The 21,816-nt window shown below is 43.5% G+C and carries 12 protein-coding genes; 6 read left to right on the top strand and 6 right to left on the bottom strand.

The features are described 5' to 3' along the window. Positions 1-16 precede the first annotated feature (16 nt). From IDJ76_RS09755 to IDJ76_RS09735, 6 genes are read right to left on the bottom strand one after another with little or no spacing between them, the layout of a single operon-like run. Positions 17-2,095, bottom strand: coding sequence for an alpha-L-fucosidase (locus tag IDJ76_RS09755; protein ID WP_191163109.1), 2,079 nt, complete (start codon positions 2,093-2,095; stop codon positions 17-19). A gap of 8 nt (positions 2,096-2,103) precedes the next feature. After that, a complete protein-coding gene (locus IDJ76_RS09750) occupies positions 2,104-4,401 on the bottom strand; it encodes a family 20 glycosylhydrolase (protein WP_224746271.1) in 2,298 nt (765 codons plus the stop codon). Between the two features lie 13 nt (positions 4,402-4,414). Continuing rightward, positions 4,415-5,389 (bottom strand): glucose/galactose MFS transporter, encoded by a 975-nt coding sequence (gluP, locus tag IDJ76_RS09745; RefSeq protein ID WP_317173959.1) that lies wholly within the window; start codon positions 5,387-5,389, stop codon positions 4,415-4,417. A 6-nt stretch (positions 5,390-5,395) separates the two neighbouring features. Then, positions 5,396-5,716: a hypothetical protein gene (locus IDJ76_RS21140; RefSeq protein WP_317173958.1), complete on the bottom strand. Its 321-nt coding sequence runs from the start codon at positions 5,714-5,716 to the stop codon at positions 5,396-5,398. Between the two features lie 38 nt (positions 5,717-5,754). Further along, positions 5,755-8,421: a glycoside hydrolase family 2 protein gene (locus IDJ76_RS09740; RefSeq protein WP_191163108.1), complete on the bottom strand. Its 2,667-nt coding sequence runs from the start codon at positions 8,419-8,421 to the stop codon at positions 5,755-5,757. Positions 8,422-8,437: 16 nt separating this feature from the next. After that, entirely contained in the window at positions 8,438-9,880 is a 1,443-nt protein-coding gene (locus IDJ76_RS09735; RefSeq protein ID WP_191163107.1) for an alpha-L-fucosidase, read from the bottom strand. A gap of 205 nt (positions 9,881-10,085) precedes the next feature. Between IDJ76_RS09735 and IDJ76_RS09730 the strand changes: the two genes are divergently transcribed. The 6 genes from IDJ76_RS09730 (at position 10,086) to IDJ76_RS09705 (ending at position 21,786) form a co-directional block, all read left to right on the top strand. Beyond that, on the top strand, positions 10,086-10,694 hold the full coding sequence (locus tag IDJ76_RS09730) for an RNA polymerase sigma-70 factor (protein ID WP_191163106.1): 609 nt from the start codon (positions 10,086-10,088) through the stop codon (positions 10,692-10,694). A gap of 92 nt (positions 10,695-10,786) precedes the next feature. Continuing rightward, on the top strand, positions 10,787-11,887 hold the full coding sequence (locus IDJ76_RS09725) for a FecR family protein (RefSeq protein ID WP_191163105.1): 1,101 nt from the start codon (positions 10,787-10,789) through the stop codon (positions 11,885-11,887). 240 nt (positions 11,888-12,127) lie between these two features. After that, the gene (locus tag IDJ76_RS09720; protein ID WP_191163104.1) at positions 12,128-15,418 is read left to right on the top strand and encodes a SusC/RagA family TonB-linked outer membrane protein; all 3,291 of its coding nucleotides are present in this window, start codon (positions 12,128-12,130) and stop codon (positions 15,416-15,418) included. 5 nt (positions 15,419-15,423) lie between these two features. After that, positions 15,424-17,019 carry a SusD/RagB family nutrient-binding outer membrane lipoprotein gene (locus IDJ76_RS09715; protein ID WP_191163103.1) on the top strand — a complete coding sequence of 532 codons (1,596 nt, stop codon included), beginning with the start codon at positions 15,424-15,426 and terminating at the stop codon, positions 17,017-17,019. A 112-nt stretch (positions 17,020-17,131) separates the two neighbouring features. Continuing rightward, positions 17,132-20,443, top strand: coding sequence for a VCBS repeat-containing protein (locus IDJ76_RS09710; RefSeq protein ID WP_191163102.1), 3,312 nt, complete (start codon positions 17,132-17,134; stop codon positions 20,441-20,443). After that, complete coding sequence (locus tag IDJ76_RS09705) at positions 20,440-21,786, top strand: vanadium-dependent haloperoxidase (RefSeq protein ID WP_191163101.1); 1,347 nt, start codon at positions 20,440-20,442, stop codon at positions 21,784-21,786. The genes IDJ76_RS09710 and IDJ76_RS09705 overlap by 4 nt, the downstream gene beginning before the upstream one ends. Positions 21,787-21,816 lie beyond the last annotated feature (30 nt).

The raw sequence follows: 21,816 nt of genomic DNA, 5'->3' as shown, positions 1-21,816 counted from the left end.
AGTGTTATAGCTATAATTAGTTTTTTGATGCACCCAGTTCGGCTGCGCTTATGCCTTCACCCGAGATCACTTTGGTTGCCGTCAATTTAAAGTAGCGCGCCTTTACCGGCGATTTTAACGCTACCAGTTGCTCTACCGGGTTTGATTTAATATTTGAAAATTCGCCTTCGGCTACGGTTTGCCAATTAGCGCCGTCGGTGCTTGTTGCCCATGCGTAACCACTTACCATACCTTCAGTTTTCTTATCCTGCCTTGGCAAATAGGTGAAGGAAGAGATTAACTTCTCCGCGCCCATATCAACTATGATGGTTGAAGATGACGATGACAGGAACGTGTTATCATCCTCATCTACCGCGCGGTTACCGTTTGCTTCGTTAGTTTCTACCTTCCAGCCTTGTTTAGATAAACTGAACGTGGCTGTAGTGGCAGCACTCTGATTGCCCTCAAAACTTTTGGCTTTTACCAAGCCGCCATCAGGCAATAAAAACGGGGCTGTGAAAGCCGACGAATTAGTAGTTGGCTCGCTGCCATTGGTGGTGTAACGAATGCTGCTAACGGGTGCCTCGGTATAGATATTTACTTCGCCTTTGATATTCCTTTTAATAATCGGGGCAACCAAATGAGAAGGTTCTTTAAACACCCCAAAATCGCTGATGGCCACGCTTACCGGCGATTTGGTTATCCGTAATCGTAACTTGCTTGCTGTAACATTGTAGGGCAAGCGCACTAAACGGTTTGCACCAACACTTGGCACAGTTGCAATCTCTTTCCAGGCACCATCTATCCAGGCATCAAAAGCAGCGCCTTCTATCCGCTGGCCCAACTTTATATTCTCGCGCAGGCGAATTACGTTAAAAGTTTTGGGGGTGTGCATATCCACCACTAATTCCGGGGTGATTACCTTATCATCTGTTGCCCAATAGGTGTAGCGGCTATTATCTGTTAAAAAAGCCGTGCCGTATTTAGCCGCGTTATTACCGCGGAGGTTAGATGCTTTGAAACTTGCCCCCTTAGCCAGATTAACCGCAAAGGTTTGCTTTAAGATACTGCCGAATTGCTTTAGGATGTTCACATCCTCATTGGTGATCACTCCGTCCTTATCCGGCGAGAGGCCCAGATCCAACGCTGCCCCGCGGCCAACGCTTTTATAGTAAAGATCAACCAGTGTGTAAGCAGATCGTGACTGCCCATCCTGCGAGGCGTGATAAAACCAGCCGCGCCGTAAAGGCACATCGCATTCGGCAGGCATCCAGTATTGGCCATTGCGGGTGCCTTCCGTGCCTTCATAATCTTTTACGAAACCATTGGCCGGTTTCTTTCCCTCTTCGGGTGCATGTGGCGTGTACGTGGCCCAATAGGTTTCGCCGGCGTGCCCTTCTTCATTACCTACCCAGCGTACATCCGGGCCAACATCGCCAAAGATGGCTGCGCCGGGCTGCATTTTACGGGTAATGGCCCAGGTAGTGTCCCAGCCATAGTAGGTGGACCGATCTATCTTGCGTACATCGTGGCTGCCGCCGTAATAGCCATCGCCACCGTTAGCACCGTCATGCCATGACATAAACACGGGTCCATAGTTTTTATACAGTTCCTTCAATTGCTCGCGGTACACCTTGGTTACGTATTCCGGCTTGCCGTACAGGGCATTGTTTCTGTCCCAGGGCGAGCAGTAAACCGCCATTTTCATACCGAGTTTCTGGCAGGCTAATTGGTAATCTTTCAGGATATCGCCTTTGCCGCTTTTGTAAGGGCTTTTGCTGATATTATGATCTGTAGTTTTGGTTGGCCACAGGCAAAAACCATCGTGGTGTTTGGCAACAACAACTATGCCCTTAAAACCGCCGGCTTTTGCCGCACCAACAATTTGCAGTGCGCTAAAGTTCTTCGGGTTAAAGATCTTCGGGTCTTCATCACCATAGCCCCATTCCTTATCAGTAAAGGTAGCCATGCTAAAATGCACGATACAGTACATATCCGTTTCCTGCCAGTTGAGTTGCCGTTGGGTCGGCAACACCCCATATGGCTTTGGTGCAACCTGCGCCGTTACACTTAAAGCCGAAGCCAGAAAAATGGCCGAAAGAAAAATATTTTTCATAAGGTATATTATTTTTTGAACCAGCTTGCCGGGATCTCTGCCGGTTCGCTGCCATTTAAACTATATTTCAGGATCAGCTTGAAGCCGCCGCCTCCCTCAATAAAATCAAGGTCGAACTTCTGCAAGCCCTTGCGTAAGGCAACCTGCCCGTTCTTTTCTATGGCCGAGTGGTTACCATCGTTATCAACTACCACACGGTCGGCAATTTTCAATACGCCGCCGTCATCGCAGGTAAGGTAAAAACTATAAACGCCATCCGCAGGCACATCAATATAACCGCGGTAAGTAATGGCAAAAGATGGTGCCGTTACAGTTGAAGGTACACTGATGCTATTGCTAATAAATATACTATCGCCTTTGGCTTTGCTGATTAAACTGGTTTGTTTAAAAAATGCCTTATAATAAGTGCTGTTTAAACCTGGTGTAACCGTTCCCGGCTTTACAGGTTCTGCATAGGTTTGCTTTTTATAGTTTATAGTATAAATATCCCCGCGCGAGCCGATTGGTGTAAAGGCAGCTACCTTAATAGTCTCTGACTTTGCAATCACCAGCGGAGTTTTTAATTCTGTAGAATTTGCCTGCGGCAAGGTACCATCTGTAGTAAACCTGATCTGCATATCCGCCATCGGCTTGTTAATGTTCAGAGTGTCGGTTGCTATAAAAACACGCTCTGTGATCATATTCGGCAGATCGGGCAGGCGGTAGTGCACCTTTAAATTATCCAGCCGCTTGTATTGCTGTGTTAAACGGTTTAGGTAGGATTGATAATCATCGGTATTGTTCGTCCAAAGGCGCTCTGCCAGGGCGGTCATCCTGGGCATAAACATATAATCGGCCCGGTTTTCTGATGGGATCATTTCTGACCAGATGTTGGCCTGCGCACCGATAATCGCCTTAGCTTCCTGTGCGTTGAGCTTTTTAGGGATCGGGTTAAAATGGTAAACGTTGTAAATAGAATTTTTATCTGGCAGGTTATCAAAGTAAAGCGGTTCGCCCGGCGTCATGATCACGGTGTTACCATTCTTAGCCGCCTTAACCGGTGCATCGGGCACCCAGCCGCGCCAGTACATTACAATAGCTGTAGGGCTAATACCGCCCTCGATGATCTCGTCCCAGCCGATCAATTTGCGGCCTTTTGAATTGAAGAACTTTTCCATCCGGTTAATGAAATAACTATGCAGGCCGGCCAGATCTTTTATCCCGTTCTGTTTCATAAATTCCTTAACTGCTACCGATTTCCCCCAATCAGTCCGGTCTACTTCATCTCCGCCTATGTGGATGCATTTAGACGGAAAAATATCCATGATCTCGGTAAACACATTCTGTGCAAATTCGTAGGTGCTTTCGTTAGCCGGGCAAATAGGTAAAGAAAAAAGCTCGCCAAACTTATTTTCGCCGTTGCAGGTCAGGAAAGGGTACGAGTTAATAGCTGCCATCATATGGCCCGGCATATCAATTTCGGGGATAATATCGATGTGTTTGGCAGCCGCATAGGCTACCAGGTCTTTCATTTGCTGTTGCGTGTAAAAACCGCCGTACATAGTCTTACCATTTTTTTGCACGATATGTTGCGGGTCGATCACAAAATCGGGGTTATCCTTTGCCTTTTTCATACAGGCCGAATCCTGGGAGTTGAACGTACGCCAGGCGCCCTCGGTGGTCAGCTTAGGGTATTTCTTGATCTCTATTCGCCAGCCCTGGTCGTCGGTTAAATGCAGGTGGAACTTGTTCATCTTGTACAGCGCCATCACATCAATAAACTTGCGCAGGTAACTGATAGAAAAGAAATGCCGCGATACGTCCAGGTGCATGCCCCTCCAGGCGTAAGCGGGCTGGTCTTCGATATTAACCGCAGGTAAAGTTAAAGCTGTTAGTTTTTTTGCACCTGCATCCTCTATCCCGGCAGGCAATAATTGCCTTATCGTTTCTATCCCTCTAAAAATCCCTGTTGGAGTTTTAGCCGCTATCGTTAGCCCTTTAGGGGTGATGATCAGTTTATAACCTTCTTCCGCACTAATCATAGCGTCGTATTTTAAAGCAATACTCCCGGTTTTTGCCGGTGACAAGCCAACACCCATACCCTGCTTAAAAAGCTTATTGAACTGCAAAACCTCGTTCCCAAAACGATTATCGGCACTAATTTTTGTAGCAGCCGTAATTTTAAAAGTTCCTGCACCTGCTGTTAACGATGTTGGGTACGGGATTATTGGGAAACGTCTGTCTGCCGTTTGCGCCTGCGTTTTCAGCGTACCCCATGTGCAAACACACATCCCTATCGCTACCGTTACCTTATAGATCTTGATCATTTTTTAAAATTATTTATTCGGCGGGGACTAAAACATCATTCACTTTACCCTTGTTCAACCCGGCCTTGTGGCCCGAAAGCGCATAATACAAAATAAACAAATAACATGGAACTAATAGCCAATAAGCTAATCTTGGTGAAACGGCATCGGCCAGGCGGCCATAAATTAAAGGCAATATCGCACCGCCGGATATAGCCATAATCATGAACGAGGCGCCAATCTTAGTAAATTTACCTAAACCTGTGATTGCCATAGGCCAGATAGCAGGCCACATTAACGAGTTGGCCAGGCCCAGCATGGCAATAAAGAAAACAGATGTATAGCCTGTCGTAAACACGGCTGCAACGGTAAATACCGCACCGAAAAACGCCGACACCTTTAAGGCAGCCTCCTGCTTAAAATATTTTGGGATACAAATGATACCCACTATGTAGCCTATCGTCATCCCGATGAGCGTAAAGGTGGTAAAAAACTTTGCGGTAGATAAGGGGATGCCCTGGCTCGACCCATAGCTGATAATGGTATCGCCGGCCATTACCTCTACCCCTACGTATAAAAACAACGCAAGTACACCTAACAGTAGATGCGGGAACTGGAACACGCTGGTTTTGGCTGTGATGCCATCGACCACCGCATCATCCTCGGTACTTTCTATTTCCGGCAGGCCAGAAAAGTAAATGAAGATCGTTAACGCAAGCAACACTACAATGATAATAATGTAAGGCATAATTACCCTGCTGGCCAGTTCATTTAATTCTAAAATTTTCTGCGCGGCTGCCATCGTTAACAACCGCTCCTTTAACCCGTCGACATCTTTTAAGGCTATGGCCCCTAATGCTATCGGCGCAATGGCGCCGGCCACCTTATTACAAATGCCCATAATACTGATCCTTTTGGCGGCACTTTCTACAGGGCCTAAAATAACGATGTATGGGTTAGACGCCGTTTGCAACACCGACAACCCCGTACCCTGGATAAAAAGACCCAGCAGAAACTACGGGTAGGTACGCGTCATAGCCGCAGGTATAAACATCAGCGCGCCTAAAGCCATGATGGCCAAACCTATCGACATGCCGTTTTTAAAGCCGGTTACCTTTAACACCCAGGCCGACGGGATGGCCATGACCAGGTACGACAAATAAAAGGCGGTGGTAACCAAATAGGCCTGGAAGTTATTAAGCTCGCAGGCCAGTTTCAAGTACGGGATCAATACGGAGTTCATCCAGGTTACAAACCCGAAAATGAAAAACAGGATGCCTATAATAAATATGGCTTTGTTGCTTTTACTTTGAACAGGAGTTAGGGTACCGGTCATTAAGTTAAGGGTTTTGTGATGATTTAAATTTACTACTGTTAGTTTGCGATATTGATAAGGCGATTGTTTGATGCGCCGTTCCACCCGTCGATATCAATCGCCAGGTTTTTTCCGAATAAGGCCGGGTTATAATCAACGATGATCTTTTTTTGCTGTCCCGGTAAAACCGATACGTAATTATCACTGTAAAATGCAGGCAGGATGCGCTCCTTGGTATCGGCGTTCACCAGCGAGATGCGATTAAAAAATGCCACCACCTTATTTTGAGGGTTGGTTAAAGTAACTTCCACCTTACCCGATTGCAGGTATCTGGCAGTGGTTACAAGACCATTGCTTTTCATTTTTTGCAAGCCGCTATAATCGCCCTTTGCATCGGGCAGCCAGTATAGGTTATCAGAAAAGATCTTTTTATCGGTATCTAATAACTGAAGAGATAAAAATACGCCCTCTTTAGCACTCATTTCATCCAGGATCTTCTTTACTGACAGGATCTTTTTGGTAGATGCCGGTACAATATCAACAAACACCTGGGTAAGCAGGCTATCCTTACCCGCCATATCATAGGCCTTAATCACCAGCATAATGCTGCGTTTGGCCTTGAAGGTATTGTTGGCCAGCATCACCATCCCGTCAACCGGGTTATACATCACGTGCATGGCCTCGCTGCCGTTGTGTAAGCCGTAAAGGCAGGCGTTCGGGTCTAAATAATAGTCATACATCTGCCCGCGCATTGCTGTCCATGGATTTTGCGTTTTCCAGATAATAAAGCCTGTGTACCAGTCCCACATGTGTGCGGTAAAACCTTCGGCAAGGCCACGGTACTGGTCATAGTTTACCAACTGGGCTTTTGCTGCAAAGTCTTCGGCATTTTTCACTTTACCGTATTTGGTAATGCTGGTATCGTAACCGATGTATTTATGATATTCCCAAACGCTGTCGGTTTTGTTTTTATGGGTATCATCATTATAAACAGGCGGCACCATATTAGCTTGGGGAATAAATCGTTTTAATGATTCATAATCGCCTACGCCTACCGACCCGACTTCGGAATTGAAGGGATAAGTTTTGTGCTGCCAGAATACCGAAAGCGGCTGGATGCCGTACGGCCCGTCACCGTTGCCGCCCAGTTCGTTACGCGACATCTCTTCGGAATTAGAGTAGTCCACAAACCAGCGTGTGTTATCCAACCTCGGCAAAATATCGTTTTTAAGGGCAACCAGTATATCCTCCGGCGGGGTGATCTCATTGCCGCCACACCATATAGCTAACGAGGCATGGTTACGCACCATTTTTATCTGATCTTCGGCAGAGCGTAAAAATAAACCGTGATCGTCCGGATATTTGCGGCGTGTCCACTGGTCTTCCAATTTCATCGGGTCTATCCAGCGACCGTTACAATCACCAGATCCCCACAGGTCCTGAAAAACCAGCATGCCATACCGGTCGCAGGCATCGTAAAACTCCGGACGCTCGATGATTGATCCACCCCAAATGCGGATCAGGTTTAGGTTCATATCCCGGTGAAACCGTACCTCGGCATCGTAACGGGTATCCGTAAAGCGCAGCATGGCGTCAGATATGATCCAGTTGCCACCTTTGATAAATATCTTTTGGCCGTTTACAGCAATTTGCCTGCTGCCCGTATGGTCGTTCCATTCCGACTGGATCTGGCGCACGCCCACCTTCAAATTCTGCGCGTCCGAAACCGTTTTGCCCGCCACGAACTTCACCTTAACATCATATAAATATTGTTCGCCATAACCATTGGGCCACCAAAGCTTAGGGTTTTGCAGGGTATAATCATCAAGTTTTACGGTTACAGTCGAATTAGGCTTTAACACAACACTTTTTGAAACCATTTTACCGGCAATTTCATAAACCACGGCACCGCTTACAGCTGCATTGGTAGGGTTACTCAATTCGGCATCTACCTTTACTATGGCAGGTTGCTGTACGCCTTCGGGCAGCCTTTTACCGGGCACCAAAGTAATTACGTGCGTATCGTTAATTTTAACAGCACCTGTTTTTTGGATGGCCACCTTATCCCAGATACCGGTATTTCTGTCCCGCACCGGTTGGATCCAGTCCCAGCCCGCGGTGTATTGCAGGCCAACATTTTTAGCTATGGTACCGTCGCCACCCTGGCCGCCGTTAGCATTGCCCAAAACATCCGGCGGATGCACCAGCACCGCCATCTTGTTGCTGCCTGTTTTATTTAAAAATGGGGTGATGTTATAAGAGAACCTCAGGAACATCCCTTTTTGAAGCTCCTTGTTCAACTTGTGTCCGTTCAGATAAACGTCGCAACTGTAGTTAACTCCCCTGAAATTCAGGTAAACCTGGTTACCCGGCGTAGCTACTTCCTTAAATTCCTTTACAAACCAGTAGGTATAATAGTCGGCACCTGTTTTATAAATATCGGGGATCCGCTCATTGTTCATCCCATAAAAAGGATCAGGTACTTTTTTGTTGTTCAGTAAGGTTGTTAAAACCGTACCGGGCACGGTAGCCGGCATCCAGCTTTTTATATCGAAAGCCTGGCCGCTTAATTTGTAGCCATCGGCCACCACCTCTTTTACAGGTGCACATTTCCAGCCGAAATTTAACTCGTAACTCGTTTGTGCATATAAGCGATTGGTAAATACGACTAATGCTAATAACAACAGGAAGGTTTGTTGTAGCTTTTTCAAATATAGTTGCGGCATATATGTTAGTGTGTTATTAGTATTTAATTTTATAAACGGCGGCATTTAACAAACCGCTTTGCGTTAATGTTCCCGGCGAGTTCTGAATAACAACAGTACCCGCTTTGTCGGCAGTCCATTTTAATTTTTTGTTAATGCCCAGCAGGCTGATCTTTTTAACCTTAGCCTTATCGTTCAGATGCAAGGTGATGGTTGCCGGTAAAGTCAGGCTTTCTTTATCGGACGTGAAGAAAGCGTAGGTAGCGTTGTTTTTAACCGATTTGGTGTAATAAATATTATTTTCTGAATAAGGGGCAACAGCGGCTGAACGGTAAATACCTTCGCCGTTTATTTTTATCCATTTACCAATTTGTTGTAAACGGCTATAGGCAACAGGGTCCCAGTCGCCATCAGGGCCCGGGCCAATGTTCATGAGCAAATTACCACCGCGCGATACGATCTTAACTAACAGGGAGATGATCTCATTAGCTGATTTGTACTTATCGCCGGGAACGTAGCTCCATGAATTACCCATGGTGATGCAGCTCTCCCAGGGATGATCGAGCGATGCGGCCGGTACCTGCTGTTCAGGCGTGGTGTAGTTTTCGTATTGCCCGGCAACAGTGCGATCAACCATTATTAAACCGGGTTGTTTTTTACGTGCCATAGCGGCTATTTTAGGCATATCGATATCCTGGTTAAAGGTGATCGCTTTTTGCCAGTCGACTGCCGTGTCTATCGTGCTTTTGGGCCTCACCCAACCGCCGTCCATCCAAAGTATATCTACCTTACCGTAATCGGTCATTAACTCACTGATCTGGTTGTAAGTGAAATCTTTAAACTTTTGCCATTGCTCCGGGTGTTTGGCAGGGTCGTAATTAACGTTCCTATCCTTCGGCGGGAAGTATGGCCACCAGTAGTTCTCAGAATGCCAATCGGGTTTAGAGAAATAGGCCCCTATCATGAAATTTTCTTTAGAGAAAGCTTTGAAGATCTCTTTGGTTACGTTGCTTTTAGGGTTAGCAGAAAAAGGTGTTTTTGGGCTGGTAATTTTGTAATCGGTCTGCTTAGTATCAAACATGCTGAAACCATCGTGGTGCTTGGTGGTAAACACCACATATTTCATCCCGGCATCCTTTGCGGCCCTTACCCATTTATCGGGGTTAAATTTGGTAGGGTTAAAAGTGGTTTGTAAATTTTCATAAGCCTTTTTATATCCGGAATAGGTAGCGCCATAGGGACCTTTTCGCTGCGTCCATCCTTCATCCTCCGGGCAAATGCTCCAGCTTTCTACTACGCCCCATTCGCTGTAAGTACCCCAATGCATGAACAGGCCGAACTTAAGGTCTTCCCATTTTTTTATCTTTTGCTGCACCAGCGTATCCTCCGGAACAACGTAGCCCTTAGACATTTGATGCACCTGAGCAAATAAACAGGTTAAGCTTAATTGCAGAACCAAAACCAATGCGAGTTTTTTCATAGGGATTTTTGTTAGAAATTTAACGACTTCCATTCATAGTTATGACAATCTTGAAAGGGAATTTGCCTACAAACTATTTAAAAAAATTTAAAATCTTTTGCGTGTTTAAATCTTTTTTTGCGAAAGTTAAATAAAATCGCTATTTATGTTACGTAATTGTTACATTGCGAATGAATTGTCAGGCACACAATTAATATTTAAACTTTTGAATATAAACAGACCAACCGCGGCAGATTTATGGAGGCAAATATGTTTAGATGATGATCTGAAAGCGTTTGAAACGCTTTTTCATACACTAAACACCCGGCTTATAAAGTTTTGTATTTACTATATCAAACAAAAAGAAGCAGCAGAAGATATCGTGTCGGGCGTGTTCATCAAATGTTGGGAATCAAGAAAAAGCTTACTTGATATTTCCAATCCCGAAACTTACCTGTTTGTAGCGGTAAAAAACCAATCGCTCAACTACCTTAAAAAATTCAGCAGCATCCATCTGGTGGAGATCGAATCTTCTAACCAAATTGAGTTTATAGACACGTTTGACCCTCAACGGGAACTGGAACGTAAAGAACTGAATTTTTTATTAGACAAAGCCATCTCATCGTTGCCTAACCAGGCCTGTATCATTTTCAGGCTCATTAAAGAGGATGGCATGAAATACAAGGAAGTTGCCGAAATTTTAAATATTTCGCCAAGAACTGTGCAAACCCAACTATTCAGGGCTATTAAAAAACTGAGTATTATACTTAATGGGCACCAGTTACCCGGCAAGCGCCTTAACAAACCATTGAATAACGATCTGCACGAAGTTTAATGTTTATCAGTTTTTAACTTTTTTTTAAATGCTTGTAGGCAATTTTCAAAAAGAAGTTGTCCTGTATAAAAACCCAAGCTATTTAAGCCCTAATGGTTAACGACGCATTCATAGAACTTCTTACCAAAAAGCTATCTGACGAGCTTAACGCCGGCGAGCAGGTAATGTTTAATGACCTGCTTAAGAGTGACGAAGATTTCAGGAAACAGTACGAATTTTTTAAAAGTTACTGGGTGCAGGAACAGGAAAAATATTCTAATTCAAACGCTATGTTTGAAAACATCCTCACCAAAATAACTATTCTCGAGCCTGCCGAAGTTGCAATAAAAGAAGAGCCAAAATACAGGCGGTTTTATTTCTTTCTTAAAACCATAGCAGCGGTATTGGTGGCTGGCGTGAGTTGTGCGGCGCTTTTTTATGCAGCAAACTTAAATGAAAAAGCTAATACAACAGCCAAGCTTGATCTTACTGCAACACCAAGCCGCATGAAATCAAAAATAACATTAAGTGATGGCTCCGTAGTAACCCTAAATTCAGAAACCACCTTAAAATACCCGCTGTCCTTTACAGGCAAAACAAGGGAAGTTTATTTAAACGGCGAGGCTTATTTTGATGTCGCAAAAGATCACAAACATCCCTTTATTGTACATACAGGCCAAATGAGAGTTAAGGTATTAGGTACTGCATTTAATATTAAATCGTATCCTAACGATGTTACAAGCGAAACAACTTTGATAAGAGGGGCCATTGAGGTAACCCTTACCGACCGGCCATCTGACAGGATAATTTTGAAACCCAATGAAAAGCTTATTTTAAAAAGTACGCATTTAATAAAGCACAGGGTAAGAACACCTTTAGCCAAAGCAAAAATGGATAGCATTAACACCAGCTATTCACTTACTAATTTAACGTACTTCAAAACTAACGATACCACCGTTGTTGAAACATCATGGGTTAATAACAAACTCATTTTTAAGGATGAGCCCTTTGAAGCCCTAGCCAGGAAAATGGAAAGATGGTACGGCGTAAAAATCAAATTTAAAAACGACAGGGCACAAGATTATCATTTTACCGGTGTTTTTGAAAAAGAAACCATGCTGCAGGCTTTCAAGGCGCTGCAAATGATAGAGCCTTTTGATTACAAGCTAAAAAACGGAACTGCATATATTACTGACCCCATTAATTTAAACTGAGCCTATGAAATAAAGACAACGACTCTACAAAAAAAACGGAGACTACCCGTGGTAATCCCCGCTCACAAAAAACTGTTAGTTAATCACGCAATAATCTCTGGAACAGAAAATTGCATTTTAATCAATCAACTTTAACTTAATAAAAGTATGAATTATTTTAAACACCCAAAGGGTGTAAAGGATAAATATTGGCTACTAAAGTCTATATTAATAATGAAATTAACATTTATTTTAACAGTAATGTTTAGCCTACAATCTGTAGCTAACGTTTACTCGCAACAAAAGGTTACACTTAATTTGAAATCGACAGATTTTAATAAGGTTATAACTGCAATTCAAAAACAGACCAGCTATCACTTTGTTTTTAGTGAAAGCAAGATCCCTGCTTCAAAAAAAATCAACTTCAAGGCTGATAATGAAGAGGTTTCTTCCGTGCTTAAAAAGTTATTGGCAGGGTCTGATTTTACATTTACACAGTTAGAGAACAACCTGATCGTGATCACATCTAAAGATGAGGTGATCAACTTTGCGGTTGTGAGCGGTAAAGTTGTTGATGATAAAGGAATGGCAGCACCGGGTGTAACCGTTAAAGTTAAAGGCACCAGTGCAGGTACCGTAACAGATCAAAACGGTAACTATTCTATCAACGTACCTGAAAATGGCACAATCGTATTTTCTTACATCGGTTTTGAAAGCCAGGAAGTTACGGTAGCCGGTAAATCGGTTATCAACGTATCCCTGGTAGCTTCGAGCAAAGGCCTTAACGAGGTTGTTGTTACAGCATTAGGTATCAAAAAAGACGAAAGGAAATTAGGCTACTCGGTAACTACTGTAAAAGGCGACCTTTTAAATACAGCGAAAGAAACCAACGTTGCCTTATCATTACAAGGCCGTGTTGCAGGTTTAAGCGTAAGCGGTACAAACGGTGGCCCTGGTTCATCAGCACGTATCTTGTTACGCGGTGTTACCAGCTTAGGTACTACACAGGGCCCGCTATTTGTAATCAACGGCGTACCAATGGATAACACCCAACGAGGCCAGTCTGGCGAGTGGGGTGGTGCCGACTTTGGTGATGGTATCTCTAACATCAACCCTGATGACATTGAAACCATGACTGTTTTAAAAGGCCAGTCTGCATCTGCGTTATATGGTACACGTGCTGTTAACGGTGTTATTTTGATAACTACCAAATCAGGCAAAAAGAATTCAGGCTTTGGTGTTGAATACAATACCAACTACCAGGCAGACAAGGTTTATGACAACACCGATTTTCAAACCACATATGGCCAAGGCTTAAACGGTGCTAAACCTACAACAGCTGCCGGTGCCTTAAGTTCTGGCAACCTGGCCTGGGGTGCAAAATTAGACGGATCGCAGGTGATACAGTTTGACGGTAACAGTTATGCTTACTCAAAAACCAGCGATGACTATACTAAATTTTACAAAACCGGTAACACCTTTACCAACACGGTATCATTAACCGGCGGTAACGAAACCGGTGCATTCCGTTTATCATTGTCAGATCTGAACAACCACGCTATTACTCCAAACAGCGGTTTAAACAGAAAAACATTCAACTTTAACGGTTCACAAACTGTAATTAAAAACCTGGATATAAACCTGGTAGCTAACTACATTTTAGATAACGCTAAAAACCGTTCAGGTTTAAGTGATGGCCCGGGTAACCCTAACAACGTACAGTTTTTAGCACCTAACGAAGGCCAGAGCATATTAGCACCGGGCACTAAGACCAATGGTACCGAGCAATCATTTACAGATGATATTTATGTTACCAACCCTTACTTTGCTGCTTACAACTTTGTAACCAACACCAGCAGGGAGCGTTTAATATCATCGGTATCTGCTAAATACAGCTTAACCCCATGGGCTTACGTTCAGGGCCGCGTGGGTTATGACAAAATTCATGATACCCGCCTGGCTATTACCCCAACTGGTACCGCGTTTAATAGCAGTAATGGCAGTATGCAAACCCAAACAACTGCAATTACTGAATTTAACTCTGACGTTTTGATCGGAGCGAAGCATGATATCGTAAAAGATTTGCTAAACCTTGATCTATCTGTTGGTGGTAACATTCGTAAAAGTGATGCATCAGGTACATTTATCAATGCCAACAACTTTATTATCCCTTATTTCTATGATCTGTCTAACGGCAGAACAAGAGATGCAGGTAATCAAGGAGTTTCTAAACAACAAGTGAACTCCGCTTACTATACAGCCGACTTCAGCATTAAGAACTTCTTAGTTTTAAGTACATCTGGCCGTTATGATGCCTACACAAGTATTGGTAGTGATATTGGCAATGGCATATTTTCTCCATCTGTTTCAGGTAGTTTCATCTTCTCTGAATTAACCCATATTAATGGATTAGATCTTGGTAAATTAAGGGTTTCGTTCGCTAAAACAAGCGCAGGAGCAAATCCATATACCAACAGGGTATACTATAATGTTAACAACACCATTAACGGAGTAAGCGCCGGTAGTTTTGATACATCATTACCGAACTTATTCCTGAAACCGTATACTCTTACGGAGTTTGAAGTTGGTACTTCATTAAAATTTCTGAACGATCGCATTGGATTGGATGTAACGTATTTTGACAAGAAGACGAAAAAGGAAATCTTAAACGGATCACTTGATATCTCCAGCGGTTACACCAGCTATTTTGTACCAACAGGTTCAACGCAAAACAGAGGTTTAGAGGTTGAAATACACGGTTCGCCTGTTAGAAGCAGTGATTTTAATTGGACCTCTTCTTTTAACTTTACTTACGTAAATAACAAAGTTCTGTCTACAGATGCCAATAATGCTAATATTGGCTTAGGTACTTATCGCCCGCTTAATGCAACAACTGCTTTTGTGGTTGGTATGGCAGGCCCTCAGATCCTTGCTAATGATTACCTGCGTAATGCGCAAGGCCAGATCATTTTTGATGCACAGGGTCTCCCAAAGGCAACAGATCGTAAGGCAATGGGTAGCGTTATACCTAAATTTTATGGTGGTTTTAATAACGATTTCAGCTACAAGAACTTCAACTTTAGCTTCCTGATCGATTACCGTTATGGCAACAAGGTTTTATCAGCAACCAACTACTACAGTATCTTCCGCGGTTTAAACAAATCTACCCTGCCGGGCCGCGAAACCGGTGTGGTTGGTGTAGGTGTAAACGAAGCCGGTGCGCCGAATACAGTTAATGTACCTGCTCAAACTTATTACCAGGCTTTGGCACGTAACATATCTGCATTAAACGTACTTGATGGTAGCTTTATTAAACTACGCCAGGTAACATTAGGTTATGCTATACCAAAAGCAAGTATCAACCGTACACCATTTAATTCTATAACCGTATCATTAGTGGCCCGTAACTTATGGACTATTATGAAACACACTGACAACATTGATCCGGAATCAAACTTTGCACCGGGCATCAACTATGCTGGTATAGAAGGTACAAGTGTACCAGCCGTAAGGACTTATGGATTAAATGTGAACTTTAAATTTAAAAAATAACAAAGATGAAAAAACGACTTATATATAGTTGCCTTATTGCAGGCGCTACCTTTATAGCGGGTTGTACAAAAAACTTTGATGCGATAAATACTAACCCTAATAAGGTTAATGCGGATATATTTCCTCCAAATTTTTTGTTAGCGCAATCACAGATCAAGTTTTCTAACAGCGGGTACGATCAATTACTTTTTCAAAGTATGTGGTCGCAGTCATTAGCCTGTACTTATGATTACTATGGTAACGGTGATAAATATATTTACGCTGGTAGCGGACGTGGTTATTTAGAGCGCACCTGGAATACCAGCTATGGCGCATCTACCTTAGTAGACGAAATGAAAAATCTGATCAAGGGTAAGGCTGGATTTTCCAACCTGGATAACGTAGGTACCATTATGCGCATAATGATCTTGCAACGGATCACTGATGCTTATGGCGATATACCTTTCTCTCAGGAAGGCCAGGCAAAAACAGGCGTTACCACTCCAGTTTTTGATAGCCAGCAAGCGATATACACTTCTATGCTTAGCCAGCTGGAAACAGCTACTGCGGCTTTAGATGCTTCTAAAGATGTACCATCATCAGATCTTTTCTATAATGGTAACATTGCACAATGGAAAAAACTGGGCTATTCTTTAATGTTAAAGGCAGCAATGCGTTTAACCAAGGTTGACCCTGCTACTGCCCAAAAATATGCCGAAAAAGCATTTGCAGGCGGTACTATGTCGTCAATTGATGATAATGCAAAAGTAAAGGCAGATGAGGCTAACGGTAACAGCAACAGTGACGTGAACGCGTTATTGGTTACTGACGATTTCAGGGAAGTAAGATGGTCAAATACTTTGATCAGCTATATGAAATCAAATACCGACCCTCGTGTTAGCGCAGTCGCAGAAATTGCTTCAGGAACAGGTAAGGCTGCTAATGAAGTACGTGCGGCAGGCGATAACACTTATGCTTTACAAGTTGGCATGCCAAACGGTTACGACCTTAAAGGTGGTACTACTGATATCTCTAAGGCACCGGGTTACCCGGGCACCTCACCTGCTAACGCTGCCGTTGCAGGCGATGTTGCAGCACCGGTTGGTAAATACTCACGCCCGCGTTTTGCAGTATATGATGATCGTAGCCGTATTAACATGCTGTATACTTATGGCGAAAGCGAACTGCTATTGGCAGAAGCGGCAACCAGGGGCTGGAACACAGGTTCAGCTGCTACTCACTACGCAAATGCATTAACTGCAGATATGCAATCTATCGCCCAGTTTAACGCTGCAGGTACCGTACCAACAACAAGCATTACCGCTTACGTTGCAACACACCCCTTAGTAGCTGCTACTGCTTTACAGCAAATCAACATGGAGTATTTTGTAGTAACGTCAACCACGTTTAATTTTAATGAAACATGGGCTAACTGGAGAAGATCAGGCTTCCCCGTTTTAACACCTGTTAAATACATTGGCCAGTTTACAGATGGTTCTATTCCAAGAAGGAACCCTTATCCACTTGGTGTACCGTCAACAAACCCCGTAAATTATGCTGCTGCTGTAGCAAAACTTACAGGTGGTGATATCTTTACCGCCAGGGTTTACTGGGATAAATAATCCTACAACTTAAATGAATAAGGAGACAATTTGTCTCCTTATTCATTTTTACTTATCGTAACTTCCCCTTCTGATAATTATCCTACATTTCATAAGTACCAACAAAAAGCTTATGCCTTTAATTAATTACTTCCCGTTTAAAAATTTATTTAAGGCATTAATAATTAGTTTTCTTTGTCCTTTTTTTGCCGGAAAAGTTAAAGCGCAGCAAACGCTTTTCAAATTATTGGATGGCAAACAAACCGGTGTTAATTTCAGCAATGATATTGTTGAGAACGAATCACTGAACGTACTATCGTACGAATACTTTTACAATGGCGGCGGTGTTGCCGTGGGCGACATTAATAACGATGGCCTGCAGGACCTGATGTTCACAGCCAACATGAAACCCAATAAATTATATCTAAACCTTGGGGGACTAAAATTTAAAGATATTACTACAGAAGCCAGCCCGGACATGGCAGGGCGACCAAATGCCTGGAAAACAGGCGTTACCATGGCTGATGTTAACGGCGATGGTCTTTTAGATATTTATATCTGCTACTCGGGCCGCACAGATAACGCCACCCGCAGTAACCAGCTTTTCATCAACAAAGGCAATAATAAATTTAAGGACGAGGCTAAAGCCTACGGCCTTGCCGACCCCGGATACAGCACTCAGGCTGCTTTTTTTGATTATGATAATGATGGCGATCTGGACATGTTCCTGCTAAACCACAACATCAAAAAAATTGACAACATGGAGCTTGCCCGGTATAAAAATGAAACCGACCAGCTGGCAAGCAATAAACTTTTTAGAAATGACAATGGCCACTTTATCGATGTATCAAAAACAGCCGGCATTGTTCAAAACCCCTTAACCTTCGGTTTAGGCGTTGCCATAGCCGACATCAATAATGATGGCTGGCCCGACATTTACGTAACAAACGACTATAACGAACCCGATTATATCTACATCAATACGCACGATGGCAAATTTGCCGAGCGCTCAAAGGAAATGCTAAGGCACATGTCGCATTTCTCGATGGGGGTTGATATTGCCGATTTTAATAACGACGGACTGCCCGATATCATGACCCTTGATATGCTGCCCGAAGATAACCACAGACAAAAGTCGCTGCAACTGGAAGAAAACTACGAGTCCTTCGCCCTCATGCAATCGCAGGGATTGTATAAACAACACATGCGCAATATGCTGCAGTTAAACAATGGCGATGGCACTTTCAGCGAGATTGGCCAACTGGCAGGTGTATCGAACACCGACTGGAGCTGGTGCCCTCTTATAGCCGATTTGGATAACGACGGTTACAAAGACATTTTTATCAGCAACGGTTATTTAAGGGATTACACCAACAAAGATTTTTTACGCTACTGGGGCGACTACAAGATCAAAAAGGCCATGGCGCGCGAACCATTCCTTTTAATGGATCTGGTGATGGCCATGCCATCAACCGCGTTACCCAACTACGTTTACCGCAACAATCACGATCTTACCTTTACCAATAAACAACAGGATTGGGGTTTAAACCAGCAAAGTGTCTCGAACGGAGCAGTCTATGCCGATATGGATAATGACGGCGACCTTGATCTGGTGGTGAACAATATTAATCAGCCCGCATTCATTTATCAAAACACCAGTCGCGAAGCTAATAATACATCTTACCTGGCCGTAAAACTAAAGGGCAAAGGCAAAAACACCAATGCCATAGGCGCTAAAGTAACCGTGTATACGTCAGGTATTTTACAGTATCAGGAAGTTAACCCGAACAGAGGTTACTTATCCGGAGTATCAACCACATTAAATTTTGGTTTAGGTGATAAAAAAACCATCGACTCTGTGAAGATCATCTGGCCGGATCAAACATCTCGGTTATTACTTTCCGTTAAAACAAATCAATTGCTAACTGTTGAGCAAACGGCTACAGAAACAGCAGCCAAACCTATATCTAAACCGTTAAAAACAGTGTTTACAAAAGCCAATGCGGCTATTAATTTCCAGCCCGAACTGTTAACAATTAATGATTTTAAGCGGCAGTTGCTAATGCTCTCCATGTATTCGAGCACGGCACCTGTCATCGTCAAGGAGGATGTAAATGCCGACGGGTTGGAAGATCTTTTCATCAGCGGAGATAGCGATAGCCCTGGCAAACTATATATTCAGCAAGCCGGATCAAAATTTAAGGTGACCGATTTGATCGGCTTCAACAAAGAAACGGTTGGCACCACCTCGGCAGCTGCATTTTTTGATGCCAATGGCGATGGTAAGCCCGATCTGTACGTAGCTAAAGGAGGGTATTCACTTTATGAACCTAACACCCCCTTTTTGCAGGACGAATTGTACCTGAACGAAGGTAACGGCCGCTTTGTATTTGACCCTACTGCCCTGCCCGTTGTAAATGCAAGCAGCAAAGCATGTGTAAAGCCTTGTGATTATGACGGCGATGGAGATATCGACCTTTTTGTCGGCGGAAGGGTAATTCCCGGCCAGTACCCCTTGGCCCCCGAAAGTTATTTATTGGTAAATGATGGTAAAGGTGTGTTTACCAAGGTAGCCGTACCGTTCAGTGCAATTGGCATGGTAACCGATGCCCAGTGGATAGATCTGAACGGCGATAAACGAAAAGATTTGGTGATTTGCGGGGAATTTATGCCGGTAACGATATTAATTAATACCATCGGTGGGTTTAAAGATCAGACGGCTGATTACTTTGAAAACCCGGCAAAAGGGTTTTGGTATAAAATAACTTTTGCAGATGTAAATGGTGACGGTAAACCCGACCTGATTGCCGGCAACATGGGTTCAAATACACAAATGCATATCACTGATAAAGAACCCGGTGAGATGTATTTTGCCGATCTGGATAAGAATGGTTCTATCGATCCCTTCTTTAACTTTTATGTACAGGGCAAAAGTTATCCTTTTGTAAGCCGCGACGAATTGAACGAACAAATCTATCCCATGCGCCGCAAATTCAACTCTTACAAAATGTATTCGGATGCTACGGTGACTGATATTTTTGGCGCAGAGGAATTGGCTAAAGCAGCCAAGCTTACCGTTAACGACACCAAAACAACGGTTTATTTAAACAAAAACAACAAGTTTATTGCTGCTGATCTTCCTATCCAGGCGCAGTTTGCACCGGTTACCCAGATCCTGATCAGTGATTTTGATCATGATGGCAAAACAGACTTACTGCTATTAGGTAATAAATCAGATAACCGCTTAAAATTAGGCAGTATGGATGCTAATTACGGCTGCCTTTTAAAAGGCGATGGTAAAGGGGGGTTCAGCTATCAAAGTCAATCTATATCCGGCCTTTCGGTAACGGGCGATATTAAATCGGCCCTTGAAATAAAGATCGGTAGCATAAATTATCTTCTAATCGGCACTAATGACGGGCCTTTACAATTTTACAAGCAATGAGTAAGCTCTTTAAATTATTGCTTTTAACAGGTTGCCTTACTACGGTTAATAGTTTCGCGCAGAAAGCCTCAAAGGCATACCCCGATTATTTACAGCCGGATCATGCGGTAAATGCTGTAACAATGGTAATGGTGCACGATGTTACCAGCCCGCCTGTAGCAGCACGTTATTACGCCTATTGCATGTTAGGCGCCTATAATATTGTCAACACAAATAACAAAAGCATCCCGGCATTAAATTCTTTCATAAAAAGTTATAAACCAGGCAACGGATTAGATACGGTTAAATCGAAATACGATTATAAAATTGCGGCTTATTACAGCATTTTAGAAACGGCCAAATTACTATTACCCTCAGGTTTTATGCTGAAGGACGATGAGGATGCCTTCATTCAGCTTTTGTTAAAAACAGGGGTCAAGCAATCGCTCATCACGCAATCCGTTAAAGTGGCCGAAGATGCGTCGGCAGATATCGTCAGGTACTCAAAGGGCGACAATTATAGCAGATTGAGCGCCTTAAAACGCTACACACCTTTAAAAGACGAAAGCAAGTGGTACCCTACCCCACCTGCATATTTAGAAGCCGTTGAGCCTAACTGGAAAACTATCCGCACCCTGGTGATAGATTCTGCACAGCAATATAAACCCGCACCGTTCATCCCCTTTAGTAAAGACACCTCTTCGGCGTTTTACAAACAGGTAAAGCAGGTTTATAATGTATCCAAAAACTTAACACCCGAACAGATCAATATGGCTTTGTTTTGGGATTGTAACCCGTTTGCCATCACCACGTCGGGCCATATGGCTATTGGTTATAAAAAGATCAGCCCAGGCGGGCATTGGATGCACATAGCCGGACTGGTTGCGAAACAGGCGGGCTTAAATTTTGATCAGTCGGTACAAGTGATTACACTGGAGGGCGTAACCATCATGGATGCCTTTATCAGCTGTTGGGAAGAAAAGTTCACCAGCAACCGCATAAGGCCCGAAACTTTTATTAACCGTTACATGGATGTTAAATGGCAGCCGGTATTGCAAACCCCGCCCTTCCCGGAATATACCAGCGGCCATGCCGTAATTTCAAACGCATCTGCAGAATTGCTGACTTACTTATTGGGCGACAATTTCGCCTACACAGATAACACAGAAATTCCATTCGGCAGTAGCCAGCGCGATTTTAAATCGTTCCGGCAGGCAGCCGCCGAGGCATCCATGTCGCGCCTTTACGGTGGCATCCACTATATCGAGAGTATAGAAAAGGGTAATATACAAGGTAAACTGGTGGCAAGCGGTATCATCGCAAAAATTAAAGCGGCGGGTATCAGGCCGTTAAAAAAACAATAGAGCATCTTACTTATCAACAATAAAACATTA

This window comes from Mucilaginibacter glaciei (genome assembly GCF_014773245.1).
Taxonomy (GTDB): domain Bacteria; phylum Bacteroidota; class Bacteroidia; order Sphingobacteriales; family Sphingobacteriaceae; genus Mucilaginibacter; species Mucilaginibacter glaciei.
Note: the sequence above shows the minus strand (reverse complement) of the source record. Positions and strands in the feature narration are given on the sequence as shown.

Excerpts from the sequence above, each read along its gene's own strand:
- IDJ76_RS09720 (WP_191163104.1), top strand. The coding sequence starts at position 12,128 with ATGTTTAGCCTACAATCTGTAGCTAACGTTTACTCGCAACAAAAGGTT.
- IDJ76_RS09710 (WP_191163102.1), top strand. The coding sequence starts at position 17,132 with ATGCCTTTAATTAATTACTTCCCGTTTAAAAATTTATTTAAGGCATTA.
- IDJ76_RS09740 (WP_191163108.1), bottom strand. The coding sequence starts at position 8,421 with ATGCCGCAACTATATTTGAAAAAGCTACAACAAACCTTCCTGTTGTTA.
- IDJ76_RS09725 (WP_191163105.1), top strand. The coding sequence starts at position 10,787 with ATGGTTAACGACGCATTCATAGAACTTCTTACCAAAAAGCTATCTGAC.
- IDJ76_RS21140 (WP_317173958.1), bottom strand. The coding sequence starts at position 5,716 with ATGACCGGTACCCTAACTCCTGTTCAAAGTAAAAGCAACAAAGCCATA.
- IDJ76_RS09735 (WP_191163107.1), bottom strand. The coding sequence starts at position 9,880 with ATGAAAAAACTCGCATTGGTTTTGGTTCTGCAATTAAGCTTAACCTGT.
- IDJ76_RS09705 (WP_191163101.1), top strand. The coding sequence starts at position 20,440 with ATGAGTAAGCTCTTTAAATTATTGCTTTTAACAGGTTGCCTTACTACG.
- IDJ76_RS09755 (WP_191163109.1), bottom strand. The coding sequence starts at position 2,095 with ATGAAAAATATTTTTCTTTCGGCCATTTTTCTGGCTTCGGCTTTAAGT.
- IDJ76_RS09715 (WP_191163103.1), top strand. The coding sequence starts at position 15,424 with ATGAAAAAACGACTTATATATAGTTGCCTTATTGCAGGCGCTACCTTT.
- IDJ76_RS09750 (WP_224746271.1), bottom strand. The coding sequence starts at position 4,401 with ATGATCAAGATCTATAAGGTAACGGTAGCGATAGGGATGTGTGTTTGC.